Genomic DNA, 16,963 nt, shown 5'->3' with positions numbered 1-16,963 from the left:
TAAGCGAATTAAGGAATATGGCCGCCCTGTCGGGCAGCATGGTCTGTGAATCAGTATAGAGATTTTCCCTCGAAAGGCTTTGCTTTTTGTCATTAATTCGCCCCGTCGAGGGTGTCAGATAGTGCCAGCTTAATCGGTTCAACAGCGAAGGTCAGTCCTTTTTCGCCGTTGTCCGCCACAACATAGCGGATCGCGCCTTCGGTATCGGCGTAGTAACGCTTGTTTTTACCGGCGGTGAGGAGTTTTTGCAGCTTTTGCTGGCTTTGCTTTTTCGTCAGTGCAGGGGTAAAGGCCTGCAATACCGCGCTCATATACTCCAGCGCTTTCGCCTTCGCGGCTTTCTGCTCTGGCCCCTGTATCGGCAGCCAGGTGATTTGCATGCTTTTGATTTTTAACGTTCCGCGCTCCAGCGCCGTCGAGGCATACAAATTCTCATTAATCTTGCTTGCCGCACGGGTCAGTGTGGGGGTATCGCGGGAGCCATCAATGGCGCGAAACTCATCCAGCGGCAGCGTGGGGTTGGCCTGATTGAAGGCTTCACGAAACTGGCTGATGGACTGATCGAACGACGGGGCGCCCGCCAGCAGATACGGCGCTGTGCTCGGGGCAGTGGTTTCGGCGGCGTGCAGGGGAAAACCCGCGCTGAGCACCGCTAAACACAGGAAAAGAGAATGTGCCGAACTTTTCATCAACATTGTCCCTGGCCGTAAGTGCTCATGATTAAAACGATATCTGGTCGGCTTGTCAAAAGGTCACAACTCCAGGGTAAAATGCGCGCTATACGATAATAAGGAACCTTACATGACCATACAGCAGTGGTTGTTTTCATTCAAAGGGCGTATTGGACGCCGTGATTTCTGGATCTGGATGGTGACGTGGGTTGTCGCCATGCTGCTTCTGTTTTTCGTTGCTTACAACGCATGGCTGAGCACGCAAACGGCGGCCTTCGCGCTGGTCTGCCTGCTATGGCCAACGGCGGCTGTTGTTGTTAAACGCCTGCACGATCGCGGTCGTTCCGGCGCGTGGGCATTTCTGATTATTCTGGCGTGGATGCTGGTGGCGGGGAACTGGGCGATGCTTCCGTCCATCCTGCCGTGGGTTGTGGGCAGGCTGCTGCCTTCGGTCATCTTCGTGATGATGATTGTCGATCTGGGTGCGTTTATCGGCACCCAGAGCGAAAACAAATACGGTAAAGATACCGTTGAGGTGAAATACCGCTGATCACCAGTAGTGTTCAGCGGTCATATGGCCCGGCCGGCGGCGAAGATGTTTCGTCATCTGCCGGGTATCCTTCAGAAGCTGCTGCGTGTCCCGTACCATCTGCGGGTTGCCACACAGCATGACGTGGCTGGTTTCAGCGTTCAGCGGCAAACCCACCGCCTCTTCCAGGGCTCCACTCTCAATTAACGCCGGCACGCGACCGGTAAGCGTTCCTGCTACGGTTTCGCGGCTGACCACCGTCTGAATCTTTAACTTTCCGCCGTACCGCTGCTCCAGCGCCTGCATCTGTGGCAGGTAGCTCAGGTCCGCGGCGTAGCGCGCAGCGTGCACCAGCACGATGTTTTTAAAGCGCTCCAGATCTTTGCCGTACTGCAAAATAGAGAGATAAGGGCCGATGGCCGTACCGGTTGCCAGCATCCAGAGCGTGTCACAATTCGGGATCTCTTCGAGTACAAAGAAGCCTGCCGCTTCACTCACAATTTGCACGTCGTCGCCGGGCTTAAGGGCGGCAAGGCGCGGGCTGAGCTTACCGTCAGGAACGGTGACCAGATAGAATTCGAGATCCGGGTTATCAGGCGCGTTAACGTAAGAGTAGGCGCGCTGCACGCGCTCGCCGTCGACATCCAGTCCCAGCTTTGCAAATTGCCCGGCTTTAAACGGGTGAACGGGAGCATGTACGGTGAGACTAAATAGCGCATCGGTCCAGAACTGTACCTTTGTGACTTTACCTGTTACCCAGTCCGCCATGATCTTCTCCTGTGCTGTTTCTCTGTTCTATCTTCCGTACTTAACGGGGAGATTTCCAGCCCATTTGGGCCGGAAAGCTCTATCGATCAAACGGTTTTACAGAATGTGCGTCTGTACGTCCGGGTCTTTGCGGTCGAGATAGTGGATAGACTGGATGCGACGAATGGTGCGTGATTTACCGCGGATCAGCAGCGTTTCGGTGGTCGCCATATTGCCCTTGCGGGTGATGCCGTCCAGCAGATCGCCTTTGGTGATGCCGGTCGCCGAGAAGACCACGTTATCGCTACGGGCCATCTCGTCCAGCGCGAGCACTTTATTGGCCTCGATGCCCATCGCTTCGCAGCGCGCCAGCTCGTTTTCTCCGATACGGCGGTTCTCTTCGCTGTCGCCTTTCACCTCGTGGCGGGGCAGCAGACGGGCCTGCATATCGCCATCGAGCGCGCGGATCACTGCCGCAGAGACCACACCTTCCGGTGCGCCGCCGATGCCGTACAGCACGTCTACTTCGCTGTCCGGCATGCAGGTAAGGATCGAGGCGGCAACGTCACCGTCCGGAATGGCAAACACGCGCACGCCGAGCTTTTGCATCTGCGCGATGGTGGCGTCGTGGCGCGGTTTCGCCAGAATCGTCACGGTGAGTTCGCTAAGGGGTTTGCCCAGGGCTTTGGCGACGTTGTGCAGGTTCTCTTCCAGCGGCAGGCTAAGGTCGATTGCGCCTTTCGCGCCAGGACCGACAATCAGCTTTTCCATGTACATATCCGGCGCGTTAAGGAAGCAGCCTTTATCGCCCACGGCCAGCACCGCCAGGGCGTTGGCCTGACCCATTGCGGTCATGCGGGTACCTTCGATCGGGTCGACGGCAATATCCACGGTATCGCCTTTGCCGGTACCGACTTTTTCACCAATATAGAGCATTGGCGCTTCGTCGATCTCGCCTTCGCCGATCACGATGGTGCCGTCGATGTTGACCTGATTAAGTACAATGCGCATGGCATGGACGGCTGCACCGTCTGCGGTATTTTTATCGCCACGACCCAGCCACTTATAGCCTGCAAGGGCTGCCGCTTCGGTGACGCGGGAAAACTCGATAGCAAGTTCACGTTTCATGAGGTACTCGTGCAATCAAAAGGAATTGCACGAAGTTTATCACAGAGTGGGGAGGGGTGTTTTAAGTCCCCTCTCCCCTTTGGGGAGAGGGTTAGGGTGAGGAGAAAGTTTGTCTTACTCCTCGTGTTCTTCCCACGCCAGGGCGCGTTTCACCGCTTTCTTCCAGCCGCTGTAGCGGAAGTTACGCTCGGTGGTTTCGATGCCCGGGCGGAACTCGCGTTCGATAACCGCTTTTTCCTGCAGCTCGTCCAGGTTCTGCCAGAAGCCTACCGCCAGACCGGCAAGGTACGCCGCACCCAGCGCCGTCACTTCACGCACTTCAGGGCGCTCAACGCGGGTGCCCAGAATGTCGGACTGGAACTGCATCAGGAAGTTATTCGCTACCGCACCGCCGTCCACGCGCAGGGCGTGCAGACGAATGCCGGAGTCCGCCTGCATCGCTTCCAGCACGTCGCGGGTCTGGTATGCGATGGATTCCAGAGTGGCGCGAATAATGTGGTTAGAGTTCACGCCACGCGTCAGTCCGAAAATCGCGCCGCGTGCATACGGATCCCAGTAGGGTGCGCCCAGACCGGTGAACGCAGGCACCACGTACACGCCGTTTGTGTCTTTCACTTTGGTCGCGAAGTACTCGGAGTCGAATGCATCGCTGATCAGCTTCATCTCGTCACGCAGCCACTGGATAGACGCACCGGCCATGAACACAGCACCTTCCAGGGCATAGTTAACTTCGCCGCGCGGGCCGCAGGCGATGGTGGTCAGCAGACCGTTTTCTGATTTCACCGCTTTCTCACCGGTGTTCATCAGCATAAAGCAGCCGGTGCCGTAGGTATTCTTCGCCATCCCTTCCTTGACGCACAGCTGGCCGAACAGCGCCGCCTGCTGGTCACCGGCGATACCGGCGATAGGAATACGGGTGCCACCTTTACCGCCGATGTTGGTCTGGCCGTAAACCTCAGAAGACTTGCGCACTTCAGGCAGCATCGCGCGTGGGATATCCAGCGCGTCCAGCATCTTGTCATCCCACTCCAGGGTGTTGATGTTGAACAGCATGGTACGCGAGGCGTTGGTGTAATCGGTGACGTGGACGCGTCCCTGGGTCATCTTCCAGATAAGCCAGGTGTCAACGGTACCGAACAGCAGCTCGCCGCGTTTAGCACGCTCGCGTGAACCTTCCACGTGGTCGAGGATCCATTTCACTTTGGTGCCGGAGAAGTACGGGTCAACCACCAGGCCGGTGGCGCTGCGCACGTACTCTTCCATACCGTCGCGCTTCAGCTGTTCGCAGATTTCAGAGGTACGGCGGCACTGCCAGACGATGGCGTTGTAAATCGGCTTACCGGTTTCGCGTTCCCAGACGATCGTTGTTTCACGCTGGTTGGTGATACCAATCGCGGCAATCTCGTCGGAACTGATATCGGCTTTCGCCAGCACTTCGACCAGCGTGGAGCTTTGTGACGCCCAAATCTCCATCGGGTCGTGTTCTACCCAGCCTGGGCGAGGATAAATTTGCTCAAATTCGCGCTGTGACACGCTGACGATGTTCGCGTCATGATCCATTACGACAGCGCGGGAGCTGGTAGTGCCCTGGTCGAGCGCAACGATATATTTTTTTTCGGTCATGGTATGTGTCCCGTAGTCAGATTACAGCGAAGCTTTTTGTTGTGCGGTAGAAGTCGTTTCCTTCTCCTCTTCCACACAGGTGTCGCACGGTAAGTGGCGACCAATTAATTTGCGGTAGCTAAACGCACCCAGCGCAGCCCCGACAACCGGCGCAAACAGCGGCACCAGGAAGTAAGGAATGTCTTTGCCGCCTGTGAAGGCGACGTCGCCCCAGCCTGCGATAAAGGCGAACGCTTTTGGTCCGATATCACGTGCCGGGTTCATCGCGAAGCCGGTCAGCGGGCCCATGGATGCGCCAATTACCGCAATCAGCAGGCCAATCAGCAGGGGGGCCAGCGGGCCGCGCGGAATGCCGTTTCCGTCGTCGGTCAGCGCCAGGATAACGCCCATCAGAATAGCGGTAATCACCATTTCAACTGCGAACGCCTGCACAAAATTGATGTGCGGGTTAGGGTAGGTTGAGAAGATGCCTGCCAGATCCAGACTTTCGACGCTGCCGCGTACCATATGATGCGTCTGTTCGAAGTCTATGAAAAGATTGTAATAAAGCCCGTAAACTAACGCCGCTGCGCAAAACGCGCCGGCAAACTGAGAAAGAATGAAAGGTACAACTTTGCGTCCGTCGAAGCACGCGAACAGCCACAGTGCGATTGTCACCGCCGGGTTAAGATGTGCACCAGAAACCCCTGCTGTCAGGTAGATGGCCATCGCCACGCCCAGACCCCAGATGATACTGATTTCCCACTGACCAAAACTGGCACCCGCCACTTTCAGTGCAGCGACACAGCCCACTCCGAAGAATATCAACAACCCGGTACCAAGGAACTCGGCAATGCACTGGCCTTTTAAGGTTGATGTCTGACTCATAATCGGAATCCTGAAGAAATTGATGTTTATTGTTAGCATGACCGCCCGTGACAGCCACGATGCCCTGTAGACATAGTGTTAATTTATCGTTAACGAGCAAAAACGAGAAATATCGAAATCGAAATGTGTGGTCTGCGTCAATAAAATGAGCGTTTTCGCGCCATAAAGCACATCTTTGCAGCAGTACAGGATCAGTGCCGGAATGTGAGCTGAATCATTTCATTAACGAATCAGCTAACAATTTAGGGGTATATGACGCGAACACACCAGGACCAGACCTAAAAGTGTTGCAAACCGCGATCTGCGCGGTGTGTCGCTGGACACAGAGCGCCGCGCTCCATACAATCGACGGTATATGTCGTGCGCGTTTATGTTAAAGCGTCGCCTTGCAATTCAGGAGAGGTAGCATCATGTCTTTAGAAGTGTTTGAGAAACTGGAATCGAAAGTACAGCAGGCGATTGACACCATCACCCTGCTGCAGATGGAAATTGAAGAGCTGAAAGAGAAGAACAACAGCCTGGCGCAGGAAGTTCAGAACGCGCAGCACGGCCGCGAAGAACTGGAGCGCGAAAACAACCAGCTGCGCGAACAGCAGAACGGCTGGCAGGATCGCCTGCAGGCGCTGCTGGGACGTATGGAAGAAGTCTGATTCCCACTGGGATGAACTGCACAGGCCGGGTAAGGCGAAGCCGCTACCCGGCTTTTTTATGGTTCTCGCTAACTGACATCCAACCATAAAAAAGGCCGCCAGAGGCGGCCTTAACGCTACTTGTCCTGCGCTGTCATAGCAAAAGTAACGAACACATTCGGTTCATCACTCTTTACAACGAGTACGCTGGCGACAATGAACGCGATACATAAATAGCGTTTCATTATGCGGTCCCTGCAGCTAACCGCTCCACCGTTCACCACCGGTGATAAGTCGGCGGACACAAGCCCGGTTAAAGGTTGCTTTACGGTTGTTAATACACCTTTCCCTGGACCGATGCCCATGTGCGAGATGGCGGAAAGGGACGATGCATCATAATGAGCAACAGTAGCGTAGTTAAGGTTTTCAAAGGAAATTAGGAATTTATAAAGGGTCGATGGGGTTACCTGAGATTTGAACCAGGGTAAGATAAAAATCCTGGTTAAAGGTTGCAAAACTCCCCAACGGACCGCGAATCCCGAGGGACAAAAAAACCGCCACATTGCTGTTGGCGGTTTTTTTATGGTTCACGCTGACGGTTTAATTACTCGATATCCAGCGGATCTTCGGAAAGGATAATGCCGGTATTATCGGCGTAGAGATGATCCCCGGAGAAGAAGGTCACGCCCCCGAAATTGACGCGCACGTCGCTTTCGCCGATGCCGTCACCCGCCGCCCCTACCGGTATGGCCGCGATGGCCTGAATCCCGATATCCAGGTCTTCCAGATCGTCCACCTGGCGCACGGAACCGTACACCACAAGGCCTTCCCACTCGTTCTGGACGGCAATGCCGGCCAGTTCAGCATCAATTAATGCCCGGCGCACGGAACCGCCGCCGTCGACCACAAGAACGCGGCCGCGGCCGTTCTGTTCGAGCAGATCGTACAGCAACCCGTTGTCCTCGAAACATTTCACCGTGACGATTTGACCGCCAAATGATGACCGCCCACCAAAGTTGGAGAACAGCGGTTCAACGACGTTGACATCTTCCTGGTAGATGTCACAAAGCTCGGAGGTATCGTATTTCATAGGTTTAACGCTCAGTTGCTGCGAATGTGTTCAGTATATCGTGCGAAATGCGTTGTTGGCAAAATCATCAATTGTTAATTGATATTTGTCAGCTAACGCAGCGTCTGGCTTAACACAATCCCGATGACGAACAACAGGTTAGTCAGCAGCGCACCTTTTACCGTGCGCTCCAGCATCGGCGGCATGGCGGACGGGCTGAGTTCACGCATCACAAAGCGGGCCTGCTTAATCAGCAGCGGCGCGGCAAGCACAAACAGCCAGCCCCACAGGCTTTGCAAGGAAATCAGGTTAAACAGCGCCAGGCAAACCAGCGCGCCAATGAGCAGACAGGCGTGATAGCGGCGGGCATTAACCGGCCCCAGACGAACCGCCAGGGTATTTTTGCCGTTCTCGCGATCGCTGTCGATGTCGCGCAGGTTGTTGATGTTGAGCACAGCTGTCGCCAGCAGACCGCAAGCGGTCGCAGGCAGGAACAGGGCAGGGATCACCGTATGCGCCTGCAGGTACCAGCTTCCCATCACGCTCAGCCAGCCGAAGAACACCAGTACGGAGATATCCCCGAGTCCAATATAACCGTAAGGACGCGTGCCGACGGTGTAGGTGATGGCCGCGATAATAGCCAGTAAACCCAGCACCAGGAAGCCAATAAAATCGCTGGTGGTCTTAGACGCCACCGTCACCAGCGCCAGGCCGGATACGCAGATCAGCACCACGGTGATAATCAGCGCGCGTTTCATCTGCGCCTGGGTAATCACCCCTTTCTGCATTCCGCGCAGTGGCCCTATGCGGTCCGGCTTGTCGCTGCCTTTTACCGCGTCGCCGTAGTCGTTGGCGAGATTGGAGAGAATTTGCAGCAGGCCGGCGGTAATCAGTGCCAGCGCGGCGACCAGCGGATCAAAATAACCCTGCCACCAGGCAAGGGCGGTGCCGACGATAATCGCGGCAAAGGCCAGAGGAAGTGTTTTTGGGCGCAGACTTTCGAGCCACGCCTGCGTACGGCTGATGTCAGTCATAAGTATTTAGCCAATAAAAATGGGGGCATTAGCCCCCATTAAACGTGATGAGAATCCAGTAACCGCGATTATAGGATAAAACGGCTCAGATCTTCATCTGCCACTAACGCATCCAGATGTTTACTCACATATTCTGAGTCAATGGTAACGGTTTGGCCGTTAAGGTCGCTCGCGTCGTAAGAGATATCTTCAACCAGGCGTTCCAGCACGGTATGCAGGCGACGCGCACCGATGTTTTCGGTGGTTTCGTTCACCTGCCATGCAGCCTGGGCAATACGTTTGATACCGTCTTCGGTGAATTCGAGGTTCACGCCTTCGGTCGCCATCAGCGCTTTGTATTGTACGGTAGCAGAGGCGTTTGGCTCGGTCAGGATACGTTCGAAATCTTCGGTGGTCAGCGCCTGCAGCTCAACGCGGATAGGCAGACGGCCCTGCAGCTCCGGGATCAAATCCGACGGGCTGGCAACCTGGAAGGCACCTGATGCGATAAACAGGATGTGGTCCGTTTTCACCATGCCGTGCTTGGTGGAGACGGTGCAGCCTTCAACCAGCGGCAGCAGATCGCGCTGAACGCCTTCGCGGGACACGTCCGGGCCGGAGCTGTTGCCACCGCGCTTACAAATTTTGTCGATTTCGTCGATAAACACGATACCGTGCTGCTCAACCGCGTCGATAGCATCCTGCTTCAGCTCTTCCGGGTTCACCAGCTTCGCCGCTTCTTCTTCAATCAGCAGCTTCATCGCGTCTTTAATTTTCAGCTTACGCGCTTTCTGCTTCTGTCCGCCCAGGTTCTGGAACATGGACTGGAGCTGACTGGTCATCTCTTCCATGCCCGGAGGTGCCATGATTTCCACACCCATTGGCGCGGCAGCGAGATCGATCTCAATCTCTTTGTCATCCAGCTGGCCTTCACGCAGTTTTTTGCGGAACGCCTGACGCGCGGCTGAAGGCTCAGCCTGCTGTTCTGCCTGGCCCCAGTTGTTCTTTGCCGGTGGGATCAGCACGTCGAGAATGCGCTCTTCGGCCATCTCTTCCGCGCGATAGCGGTTTTTCTCGATCGCCTGGACGCGCACCATCTTGATCGCCGAGTCGGTCAGATCGCGGATAATGGAGTCCACTTCTTTACCCACGTAGCCCACTTCGGTGAACTTGGTGGCTTCAACTTTGATGAATGGCGCGTTAGCCAGCTTCGCCAGACGACGGGCGATTTCGGTTTTACCGACCCCGGTCGGGCCGATCATCAGAATGTTTTTTGGCGTCACTTCGTGGCGCAGCTCTTCGTCAAGCTGCATACGACGCCAGCGGTTACGCAGAGCGATAGCCACGGAGCGCTTGGCGTTATCCTGGCCGATAATGTGTTTGTTCAGTTCGCTGACAATTTCGCGTGGGGTCATTTCAGACATGGGAGATCCTTACGCTTTGGAGGTCAATTCTTCGATGGTGTGATTGTGGTTGGTATAGATGCAGATATCACCTGCAATATCCAACGCCTTCACCGCGATATCACGCGCGTTCATGTCGGTATTTTCCAACAGCGCGCGGGCTGCAGCCTGGGCATACGGGCCGCCAGAGCCGATGGCAATCAGGTCATTTTCCGGCTGAATCACGTCACCATTACCGGTGATGATAAGCGAAGCGGTTTCATCGGCCACGGCCAGCAGCGCTTCAAGCTTGCGCAGCATGCGGTCGGTACGCCAGTCTTTTGCCAGCTCAACGGCAGCTTTCACCAGATGACCCTGGTGCATTTCCAGTTTGCGTTCAAAAAGTTCAAACAGCGTGAAGGCATCCGCCGTGCCGCCTGCAAAACCGGCGATCACTTTGTCGTTGTAGAGACGGCGTACTTTCTTCACGTTGCCTTTCATGACGGTATTACCCAGCGTGGCCTGGCCATCACCGGCGATTACCACATGGCCGTTACGGCGTACACTTACTATTGTTGTCACGAGCAGACCCCCTGGTTACAGAATCGGGAAACAGAAGCCCTGAGCCTGTGCTCAGGGCTGAATTAAATGATAGATGGGGGGGATTTTGGGGGTTTCAACCCCCGGAGGCGAGTCGAATGCAGTTTGTGTGACCGGCGATTTTCAAACGCGAAATGGTGCCATCGGCATTTTCTTTGCCTTTGACCGGCCCAATCACCACGCGATTCCAGCCGTTATTGGTGGTAATACGCGAATCAAACCCTTCGAAGGCCAGCTGCGCACGCACCGTTTCCGCCTGCTCCGCGCCTTTGAACGAACCGCACTGCACCATCCAGCGGCGTTCGTCTTTTTTCTCAGCCGTCTGCTTCGGCGCTTCGGTCTCTTTGGTCACCGGCGCAGCCTGCTGAGTTTTCGGCTGCTGCGCGGTGGTATGCGCTGGCGTCTGAAGCAGATCCTGATAAGGCTGAGCCGCCTGTTTCTGAGGCTGAGTTTTCGGCTGCTGCTGGACAGGCTGAGACTGCACCGTACGCGTCGGCTGCTGATACGGCTGTTCCGTTACCCGCGGCTGTGCCTTAGGCTGCTGCACCGGCTGGGTTTGTGCCCACTGCTGCTGCTGTTGCGCCTGACGTCGCTGCAGCGTTTGCTGGCGCTGTGCCGGGGTCTGCTCATTCCACGGCACTTCGTTCAGCTGCGTAGGCTGCTGGCGCATATCGGCCTGCATTTGTGCCAGCAGCTGACGCTGTTCATCCGTCAGCTGATTCGCATTCTGCACTTCACCACCCGCAGAAGGTTCAGTTGGCGCACGTACCCCAGGCTGACGGCTTTCCAGCTCTTTGATATAGCGCCAGCGCTCTTCAGGCTTCGGAGGAAGGCCATTTCCGGCCACTTTGCTTGCCTGAAGCGCCTCAGACTCTTCTTTTTTATGGTGCGTGATAAAGTACAGGCCACCAATAAAGGCGACGACTACAGCCGCAGCAATAGCGACCATTGCTGGCGAGACAGCAGGCAGGTTACGTTGCTTTTTCCTTGAGCTACTCTTTTTGCGTCGCGAAGGTGCCGGCTGGCCGCGACGTACATAATCTCGTTGTGCCACTATCGTTTCGCTGTATTTATTCGTTCGTCAGTCCGCCATGTTACTTAAGCGGCGGGGCTTTGACCAGATAAGGGTATCCGAAAGACGTTTACTTTAAGTCAATGCCTGGGTAGTGCCGCGGACGATCAGTTCACAGTCCAGCAACCGCGAGCCGCTGCTAACTGTTTGACCGTGAAGCTGATCCAGCAGAAGAAGCATCGCTTCGCGGCCGATTTTGTAGCGCGGCTGAGCGACCGTTGAGAGCGGCGGATCGCAAAATTCCGAAAGCGAAATATTATCGAAACCGATGATCGATAAATCTTTCGGTATGCGAAGACCGCGGCGTTTGGCATACGATAATGCGCCCAGCGCCATCACGTCGCTGTGACAAAATACGGCGGTTGGTGGCTCAGGCAGGTCCAGAAGTTTCTCCAGCGCCTGTCCACCTGCAGCGAAGGTAAAATCACCGCGCGCAATGTAGTGCGGATCGACGGTAACGCCGGTACGGCGCAGCGCCTGAACGTAGCCCTGCAGACGGTAGTGACACAGCGGCATCTCTTCCGGTCCGGCGATGCAGCCAATACGCTTATGCCCCAGCTCCTGGAGATAATTTACGGCGTTGAACGCGGCGGTGAGGTTATCGATATGGACCGTCGGCAGCTCCAGCTCTGGCGCAAACTCGTTGGCCATGACCATCGGCGGTAAATTACGCTGCTCTTCAATGCTGGCATCAAACGGCAGACGAGAGCCAAGCAAAAGCATGCCGTCGATCTGCTTGGTGATAATGAGGTCGATGAAGGTTTTTTCCTGCTGATTCTGATGAGCACAGTCACCAATCAGCACCAGGTAACCTTGTTCCGCCGCGGTGACTTCAATACCGCGGATAATCTCGCTGAAAAAGGGGTCACAGATGTCCGGCACAATAACCAGAATGGTGCGCGACTCGTTGCGTTTAACGTTACGCCCCATCGCCTGTGGGAAATAGCCCACTTCCAGCGCAGCCTGCTCCACCCGGTTACGGGTCGCCTGGGAGACTTTATCCGGGTTCATTAATGCGCGGGATACCGTTGCCGTAGAGACTTGTGCTTTCTGGGCAACGTCTTTCATGGTCGCCGGTGCAACCTCTTTCCTGGACTTCAACGTCTTCTCCTCGCCTGAACACCGAACTTCTGACATCACCATTTTTACAGATTGTTAATGGAATCGGTTACAGAATTTTCATAAAAAATGTGAGGAGAGTTAAATTTTTCGATCCAGCTTCAGCCTTCGATGGGGTCGACGTCCAGCACCCACTTCACTTTTCGCGCTTCGGGCAAGGTATTAATCAGCACCAGCGCGCCGCTGACGATATGCTGAAGACGAACACGCGAAGGGTGCTGGAGCAAAATCTGCCATCGGAAACGGCCGCCGCGTTTTGGCGCGAGGGCGGGCACCGGGCCCAAAATCCACAGCTGATTATCCACCAGCGGGCTGGCCTGCAGAAGGTTTCTCAGCTGCTGCAGGAAAAGTGGCGCCTGCTGGTTGTTATGATCTTCCGCGCGGATGATGACGTGACTGGTCCACGGCGGTAGCTGCATAGTCTGGCGCTCGGCCAGCGCCTGCTCGGCAAAGGCGTCATAGCCTTTGTGCAGCAAGGTTTGCAGCAGCGGGTGCTCCGGGTGGTGCGTTTGCAACACCACTTCGCCCTGTTTACCGGCGCGTCCTGCACGTCCGGCTACCTGGGTATAAAGCTGGGCGAAGCGCTCGGCTGAACGAAAATCTGCCGAGAACAGCGCGCCGTCCACGTCCAGCAGGGCGACCAGCGTCACGTCCGGAAAATGGTGACCTTTAGCCAGCATCTGGGTACCAATCAGGATGCGCGCGCCACCGCGATGCACTTCCGCCAGCTGCTGTTCGAGCGCGCCTTTGCGGCTGGTGGTGTCCCGGTCGATACGCGAAATCGGCACGTCCGGGAAGAAGGGACCAAGCGCCTGTTCAAGCTGTTCCGTTCCCAGACCGACCGGCACAATATGCGTTGAACCACATGACGGACACTGGCGCGGCACCGGACGCTGGCTGTCGCAGTGGTGGCAGCGCAAATGCCGCTGGGCCTGATGGAAGGTATAGTAGTGGTCGCAGCGCGGGCATTCGGCAATCCAGCCGCAGTCGTGGCACAGCAGGGCAGGGGCGAATCCGCGGCGGTTCAGAAACAAAATGACCTGATTCCCCGCCTGCAAATGCTGGCGCATGCGGGTAATCAGCGCGGGCGCTAGCCCCGCCTGAACCTGCTGACCTTTCAGATCCAGCACGTGCTGAATGGCCGGACGGGCATTACCCGCCCGACGCGTCAGGCGCAGCATGTGGTATTTACGCTGGCGCACGTTGTGCAGCGTTTCGAGCGCCGGCGTGGCGGAACCCAGAATAATGGGAATTTGCTCGCTGTGCGCGCGATAGACCGCCAGATCGCGGGCATGATAGCGCCAGCCTTCCTGCTGTTTATAGGAGCTGTCGTGCTCTTCGTCGATCACGATAACGCCAAGATTTTTAAACGGCGTAAACAGCGATGAACGGGTGCCGATCACAATCGCCGCTTCGCCGTTTTTCGCTTTCAGCCAGGCGCTGAGGCGTTCGCTGTCGTTCAGGCCGGAGTGCAGCACCTCAACCGGCGCGTTAAAGCGTTCGCGAAATCGGGCGATGGTTTGCGGCGTCAGGCCAATTTCCGGCACCATCACCAGCGCCTGTTTCCCCTGAGCGAGCACGTTTTCCAGCACGCTCAGGTAGACTTCGGTCTTGCCGGAACCGGTGACCCCCGCCAGCAGCCAGGCAGAGAAACGATCGGAGGCGCTATGAATCGCGCCTACAGCGGTGGCCTGTTCGGTATTCAGACGCAGGCGATCCCCTGAAACGGAGAAACTCTCCCGCCAGTCGTTCAGAGCAGGCGCTTCGCTGGCCAGTTCGCTTAGCCCTTTCTTTCTTAATGCCTGTAGCGCCGTTTCGCTGACCTCAAGCTCGTCGACCTGATGCCGCCAGATTTTCCCCTGACGCAGCGCCGCCAGCGCCTGCTGCTGCTTCTGCGAGCGCTTCAGATTGTTGATGTCGACGGCCTGGCCTTCCTCCGTGGCAAACCAGTACCACATTGGCGCATGGCTGGCGCTCTTGCCCTGACGCAGCATAATTGGCAGAGCGTGGAACAGGACGTCGCCGATCGGGTGATGATAATAATCCGCTGCCCACAGCAGCAGTCGCCATATGCTGGTGGAGTAAACCGGCTCGCTGTCCAGCACCTCAACGACTGATTTCAGCTCATTAAGCGGTAGCTCGCTTTTATCGCTGACGGAGACGACGATCCCCACGCGCTGCTGTTTGCCAAACGGCACGGTCACGCGGCAGCCCGCTTTGGCGCTCATGCTGTCGGGCAGCAGATAGTCAAAGGTGCGGGGAAGCGGAACGGGCAGGGCAACGTGAGCGACGGGCATCGAATCTTCCTGACTTGAAAAGTGGCGCGTTAGTATACACATTAGTAAAAGCGGCGTGCGGATCAGTTTGCATACGTTGGTCAAATTCTGTATGATTCGCCGCCTTTGGTGTACTTTACGCCAAAGAACTTACAATCAACATCGCGTGGTGTCTGGCGTTAGGGCTGGAAGAGCGACGCGGCCTTAACTGAGGTTCTCCCATGAAAAAAGATATTCACCCGAAATACGAAATGATTACTGCAAACTGTTCTTGCGGTAACTCTATCCAGATCCGCTCTACCGTGGGTCACGATCTGAACCTGGACGTGTGCGGCAAATGCCACCCGTTCTACACTGGTAAGCAGCGTGACGTTGCAACCGGTGGCCGTGTTGACCGCTTCAACAAGCGTTTCAGCATCCCGGGCGCTAAATAAGTTTCCCGAAAAAAAGGCACCGCAAGGTGCCTTTTTTGTATCCGCTTCTCAGTATTCCCACGTCTCCGGGTCAATACCCAGTTCACGCATGATCACCTTCGCCTCTTCCGGGATTTCATCACTACGCTCTTTGCGCAGATCTTCATCGTTCGGCAACGGTTGACCGGTAAACGCATGCAGAAACGCTTCGCACAGCAGTTCGCTGTTGGTCGCGTGGCGCAGGTTGTTCACCTGACGACGCGTACGTTCATCGGTGAGGATCTTCAACACCTTCAGAGGAATGGAAACCGTAATTTTCTTTACTTGCTCACTCTTCTTACCGTGCTCAGCGTATGGGCTGATATATTCGCCGCTCCATTCAGCCATGAGATACCTTTAATCCTCTCAGTCATTTATCTAAAGGTGCAAAACCTGTAACCACCCGTTTTGAACCGCAATCTTGTCTAGTTTACCGTAGAGACGATACCGTGGCACGGATATTGCCGCTGCAGCGTGCACTAAAGCATATAATTTTAACGGCTATTTGCGCATTGCTCAATCTATACGCAAAGAAGTTTAGATGTCCAGATGTATTGACGTCCATACTTTCAATGTTTACTCTGGTGCCTGACTTTTCACCTCATTCGCCAGGAAGCCCTCACCATGACGCGTAAACAGGCCACTATTGCAGTGCGTAGCGGATTAAATGATGACGAGCAGTACGGCTGCGTTGTCCCGCCGATTCATCTTTCCAGTACCTACAACTTCACCGGATTTAATGAACCCCGCGCGCATGACTACTCGCGTCGTGGCAACCCTACGCGTGACGTGACCCAGCGCGCGCTTGCGGAACTGGAAGGGGGCGCAGGGGCAGTATTAACCAATACCGGGATGTCCGCCATTCACCTGGTGACCACCGTGTTCCTGAAACCGGGCGATCTGCTGGTTGCCCCACACGATTGCTACGGCGGCAGCTATCGCCTGTTTGATAGCCTGGCAAAACGCGGCTGCTATCGCGTGCTGTTTGTCGATCAAAACGACGAACAGGCGCTGAAACAGGCTCTGGCAGAGAAACCAAAGCTGGTTCTGGTGGAAAGTCCAAGCAATCCATTGTTGCGCGTTGTCGATATTGCGAAAATTTGTCAGCTCGCAAGGGATGCGGGAGCGATAAGTGTAGTGGATAATACGTTCCTCAGTCCGGCCCTTCAGAACCCACTCGCACTGGGTGCCGATCTGGTATTGCATTCATGCACTAAATATCTGAACGGCCATTCTGACGTAGTGGCAGGCGTGGTAATTGCCAAAGATCCGGATGTTGTCACCGAACTGGCATGGTGGGCCAATAACATTGGCGTCACCGCGGGCGCCTTCGACAGCTATCTGCTGTTGCGCGGCATCCGCACGCTTTCGCCGCGCATGGACGTGGCGCAGCGCAATGCCCAGGCGATTGTCGATTTCCTGAAAACCCAGCCGCTGGTGAAAAAGCTTTATCACCCGTCGCTGCCGGAAAATCAGGGGCACGAGATTGCCGCGCGCCAGCAGAAAGGGTTTGGCGCGATGTTAAGTTTTGAACTGGACGGTGACGAGCAAACGCTGCGTCGCTTCCTGAGCGGGCTGTCATTGTTTACGCTGGCGGAATCCTTAGGTGGGGTTGAAAGCTTGATCTCCCACGCCGCAACCATGACGCACGCAGGTATGGCACCGGAAGCACGTGCCGCCGCCGGGATTTCTGAGACGCTGCTGCGTATCTCAACCGGCATTGAAGATTCTGAAGATTTAATTGCCGATCTGGAAAATGGCTTCCGGATCGCAGCCAAGGGGTAAT

General features: G+C 55.8%; 17 protein-coding genes. 4 read left to right on the top strand and 13 right to left on the bottom strand.

Annotated features, from left to right (window positions below; all coding sequences use genetic code 11):
• Nucleotides 1-92 precede the first annotated feature (92 nt).
• On the bottom strand, nt 93-689 hold the full coding sequence (locus tag AC4IBF_RS21290) for a DUF1454 family protein (protein ID WP_133295353.1): 597 nt from the start codon (nt 687-689) through the stop codon (nt 93-95).
• A 112-nt stretch (nt 690-801) separates the two neighbouring features.
• Between AC4IBF_RS21290 and AC4IBF_RS21285 the strand changes: the two genes are divergently transcribed.
• Nucleotides 802-1,221, top strand: coding sequence for a DUF805 domain-containing protein (locus AC4IBF_RS21285; RefSeq protein WP_023293600.1), 420 nt, complete (start codon nt 802-804; stop codon nt 1,219-1,221).
• Here AC4IBF_RS21285 and fpr read toward each other — a convergent pair whose 3' ends face one another.
• The 4 genes from fpr to AC4IBF_RS21265 form a co-directional block, all read right to left on the bottom strand.
• Entirely contained in the window at nt 1,222-1,968 is a 747-nt protein-coding gene (fpr, locus tag AC4IBF_RS21280) for a ferredoxin--NADP(+) reductase (protein ID WP_136196037.1), read from the bottom strand.
• Nucleotides 1,969-2,064: 96 nt separating this feature from the next.
• Complete coding sequence (gene glpX, locus AC4IBF_RS21275; protein ID WP_325814523.1) at nt 2,065-3,075, bottom strand: class II fructose-bisphosphatase; 1,011 nt, start codon at nt 3,073-3,075, stop codon at nt 2,065-2,067.
• Between the two features lie 114 nt (nt 3,076-3,189).
• Nucleotides 3,190-4,698 (bottom strand): glycerol kinase GlpK, encoded by a 1,509-nt coding sequence (gene glpK / locus AC4IBF_RS21270; protein WP_023309688.1) that lies wholly within the window; start codon nt 4,696-4,698, stop codon nt 3,190-3,192.
• Between the two features lie 21 nt (nt 4,699-4,719).
• Nucleotides 4,720-5,565 carry an MIP/aquaporin family protein gene (locus tag AC4IBF_RS21265; RefSeq protein WP_014885705.1) on the bottom strand — a complete coding sequence of 282 codons (846 nt, stop codon included), beginning with the start codon at nt 5,563-5,565 and terminating at the stop codon, nt 4,720-4,722.
• A 410-nt stretch (nt 5,566-5,975) separates the two neighbouring features.
• Between AC4IBF_RS21265 and zapB the strand changes: the two genes are divergently transcribed.
• The gene (gene zapB, locus AC4IBF_RS21260) at nt 5,976-6,215 is read left to right on the top strand and encodes a septal ring assembly protein ZapB (RefSeq protein ID WP_010436935.1); all 240 of its coding nucleotides are present in this window, start codon (nt 5,976-5,978) and stop codon (nt 6,213-6,215) included.
• Between the two features lie 583 nt (nt 6,216-6,798).
• On the opposite strand, the gene rraA is transcribed toward zapB, so the two are convergent.
• From rraA to priA, 7 genes are all read right to left on the bottom strand, one after another.
• Nucleotides 6,799-7,284, bottom strand: coding sequence for a ribonuclease E activity regulator RraA (rraA, locus tag AC4IBF_RS21255; RefSeq protein ID WP_023309687.1), 486 nt, complete (start codon nt 7,282-7,284; stop codon nt 6,799-6,801).
• A gap of 92 nt (nt 7,285-7,376) precedes the next feature.
• Entirely contained in the window at nt 7,377-8,297 is a 921-nt protein-coding gene (gene menA, locus AC4IBF_RS21250) for a 1,4-dihydroxy-2-naphthoate polyprenyltransferase (protein ID WP_033146936.1), read from the bottom strand.
• Nucleotides 8,298-8,365: 68 nt separating this feature from the next.
• Nucleotides 8,366-9,700 carry an ATP-dependent protease ATPase subunit HslU gene (gene hslU, locus AC4IBF_RS21245; protein WP_143345666.1) on the bottom strand — a complete coding sequence of 445 codons (1,335 nt, stop codon included), beginning with the start codon at nt 9,698-9,700 and terminating at the stop codon, nt 8,366-8,368.
• A gap of 9 nt (nt 9,701-9,709) precedes the next feature.
• Nucleotides 9,710-10,240 carry an ATP-dependent protease subunit HslV gene (hslV, locus tag AC4IBF_RS21240; RefSeq protein ID WP_008501802.1) on the bottom strand — a complete coding sequence of 177 codons (531 nt, stop codon included), beginning with the start codon at nt 10,238-10,240 and terminating at the stop codon, nt 9,710-9,712.
• A 94-nt stretch (nt 10,241-10,334) separates the two neighbouring features.
• Complete coding sequence (ftsN, locus tag AC4IBF_RS21235) at nt 10,335-11,312, bottom strand: cell division protein FtsN (RefSeq protein WP_133295350.1); 978 nt, start codon at nt 11,310-11,312, stop codon at nt 10,335-10,337.
• A 93-nt stretch (nt 11,313-11,405) separates the two neighbouring features.
• Nucleotides 11,406-12,431: a DNA-binding transcriptional regulator CytR gene (gene cytR, locus AC4IBF_RS21230; RefSeq protein WP_133295349.1), complete on the bottom strand. Its 1,026-nt coding sequence runs from the start codon at nt 12,429-12,431 to the stop codon at nt 11,406-11,408.
• Nucleotides 12,432-12,550: 119 nt separating this feature from the next.
• Nucleotides 12,551-14,746, bottom strand: coding sequence for a primosomal protein N' (priA, locus tag AC4IBF_RS21225; protein ID WP_136196036.1), 2,196 nt, complete (start codon nt 14,744-14,746; stop codon nt 12,551-12,553).
• A gap of 200 nt (nt 14,747-14,946) precedes the next feature.
• Here priA and rpmE point away from each other — a divergent pair, with 200 nt between their 5' ends.
• Nucleotides 14,947-15,159 (top strand): 50S ribosomal protein L31, encoded by a 213-nt coding sequence (gene rpmE, locus AC4IBF_RS21220; protein WP_003862040.1) that lies wholly within the window; start codon nt 14,947-14,949, stop codon nt 15,157-15,159.
• A gap of 48 nt (nt 15,160-15,207) precedes the next feature.
• Here rpmE and metJ read toward each other — a convergent pair whose 3' ends face one another.
• Nucleotides 15,208-15,525, bottom strand: coding sequence for a met regulon transcriptional regulator MetJ (gene metJ, locus AC4IBF_RS21215; RefSeq protein ID WP_015966498.1), 318 nt, complete (start codon nt 15,523-15,525; stop codon nt 15,208-15,210).
• A 276-nt stretch (nt 15,526-15,801) separates the two neighbouring features.
• On the opposite strand from metJ, the gene metB reads away from it, so the two are divergent.
• Nucleotides 15,802-16,962 carry a cystathionine gamma-synthase gene (metB, locus tag AC4IBF_RS21210; protein ID WP_045909121.1) on the top strand — a complete coding sequence of 387 codons (1,161 nt, stop codon included), beginning with the start codon at nt 15,802-15,804 and terminating at the stop codon, nt 16,960-16,962.
• The last annotated feature ends 1 nt before the right edge of the window (nt 16,963 follow it).

The sequence above is a fragment of the Enterobacter sp. Taxon_8 genome (assembly GCF_058354585.1).
This window is presented reverse-complemented; position numbering and strand designations above follow the sequence as displayed.

Excerpts from the sequence above, each read along its gene's own strand:
- fpr (WP_136196037.1), bottom strand. The coding sequence starts at position 1,968 with ATGGCGGACTGGGTAACAGGTAAAGTCACAAAGGTACAGTTCTGGACC.
- menA (WP_033146936.1), bottom strand. The coding sequence starts at position 8,297 with ATGACTGACATCAGCCGTACGCAGGCGTGGCTCGAAAGTCTGCGCCCA.
- metJ (WP_015966498.1), bottom strand. The coding sequence starts at position 15,525 with ATGGCTGAATGGAGCGGCGAATATATCAGCCCATACGCTGAGCACGGT.
- AC4IBF_RS21290 (WP_133295353.1), bottom strand. The coding sequence starts at position 689 with ATGAAAAGTTCGGCACATTCTCTTTTCCTGTGTTTAGCGGTGCTCAGC.
- metB (WP_045909121.1), top strand. The coding sequence starts at position 15,802 with ATGACGCGTAAACAGGCCACTATTGCAGTGCGTAGCGGATTAAATGAT.
- glpK (WP_023309688.1), bottom strand. The coding sequence starts at position 4,698 with ATGACCGAAAAAAAATATATCGTTGCGCTCGACCAGGGCACTACCAGC.
- rraA (WP_023309687.1), bottom strand. The coding sequence starts at position 7,284 with ATGAAATACGATACCTCCGAGCTTTGTGACATCTACCAGGAAGATGTC.
- hslU (WP_143345666.1), bottom strand. The coding sequence starts at position 9,700 with ATGTCTGAAATGACCCCACGCGAAATTGTCAGCGAACTGAACAAACAC.
- priA (WP_136196036.1), bottom strand. The coding sequence starts at position 14,746 with ATGCCCGTCGCTCACGTTGCCCTGCCCGTTCCGCTTCCCCGCACCTTT.
- glpX (WP_325814523.1), bottom strand. The coding sequence starts at position 3,075 with ATGAAACGTGAACTTGCTATCGAGTTTTCCCGCGTCACCGAAGCGGCA.
- rpmE (WP_003862040.1), top strand. The coding sequence starts at position 14,947 with ATGAAAAAAGATATTCACCCGAAATACGAAATGATTACTGCAAACTGT.
- AC4IBF_RS21285 (WP_023293600.1), top strand. The coding sequence starts at position 802 with ATGACCATACAGCAGTGGTTGTTTTCATTCAAAGGGCGTATTGGACGC.
- zapB (WP_010436935.1), top strand. The coding sequence starts at position 5,976 with ATGTCTTTAGAAGTGTTTGAGAAACTGGAATCGAAAGTACAGCAGGCG.
- AC4IBF_RS21265 (WP_014885705.1), bottom strand. The coding sequence starts at position 5,565 with ATGAGTCAGACATCAACCTTAAAAGGCCAGTGCATTGCCGAGTTCCTT.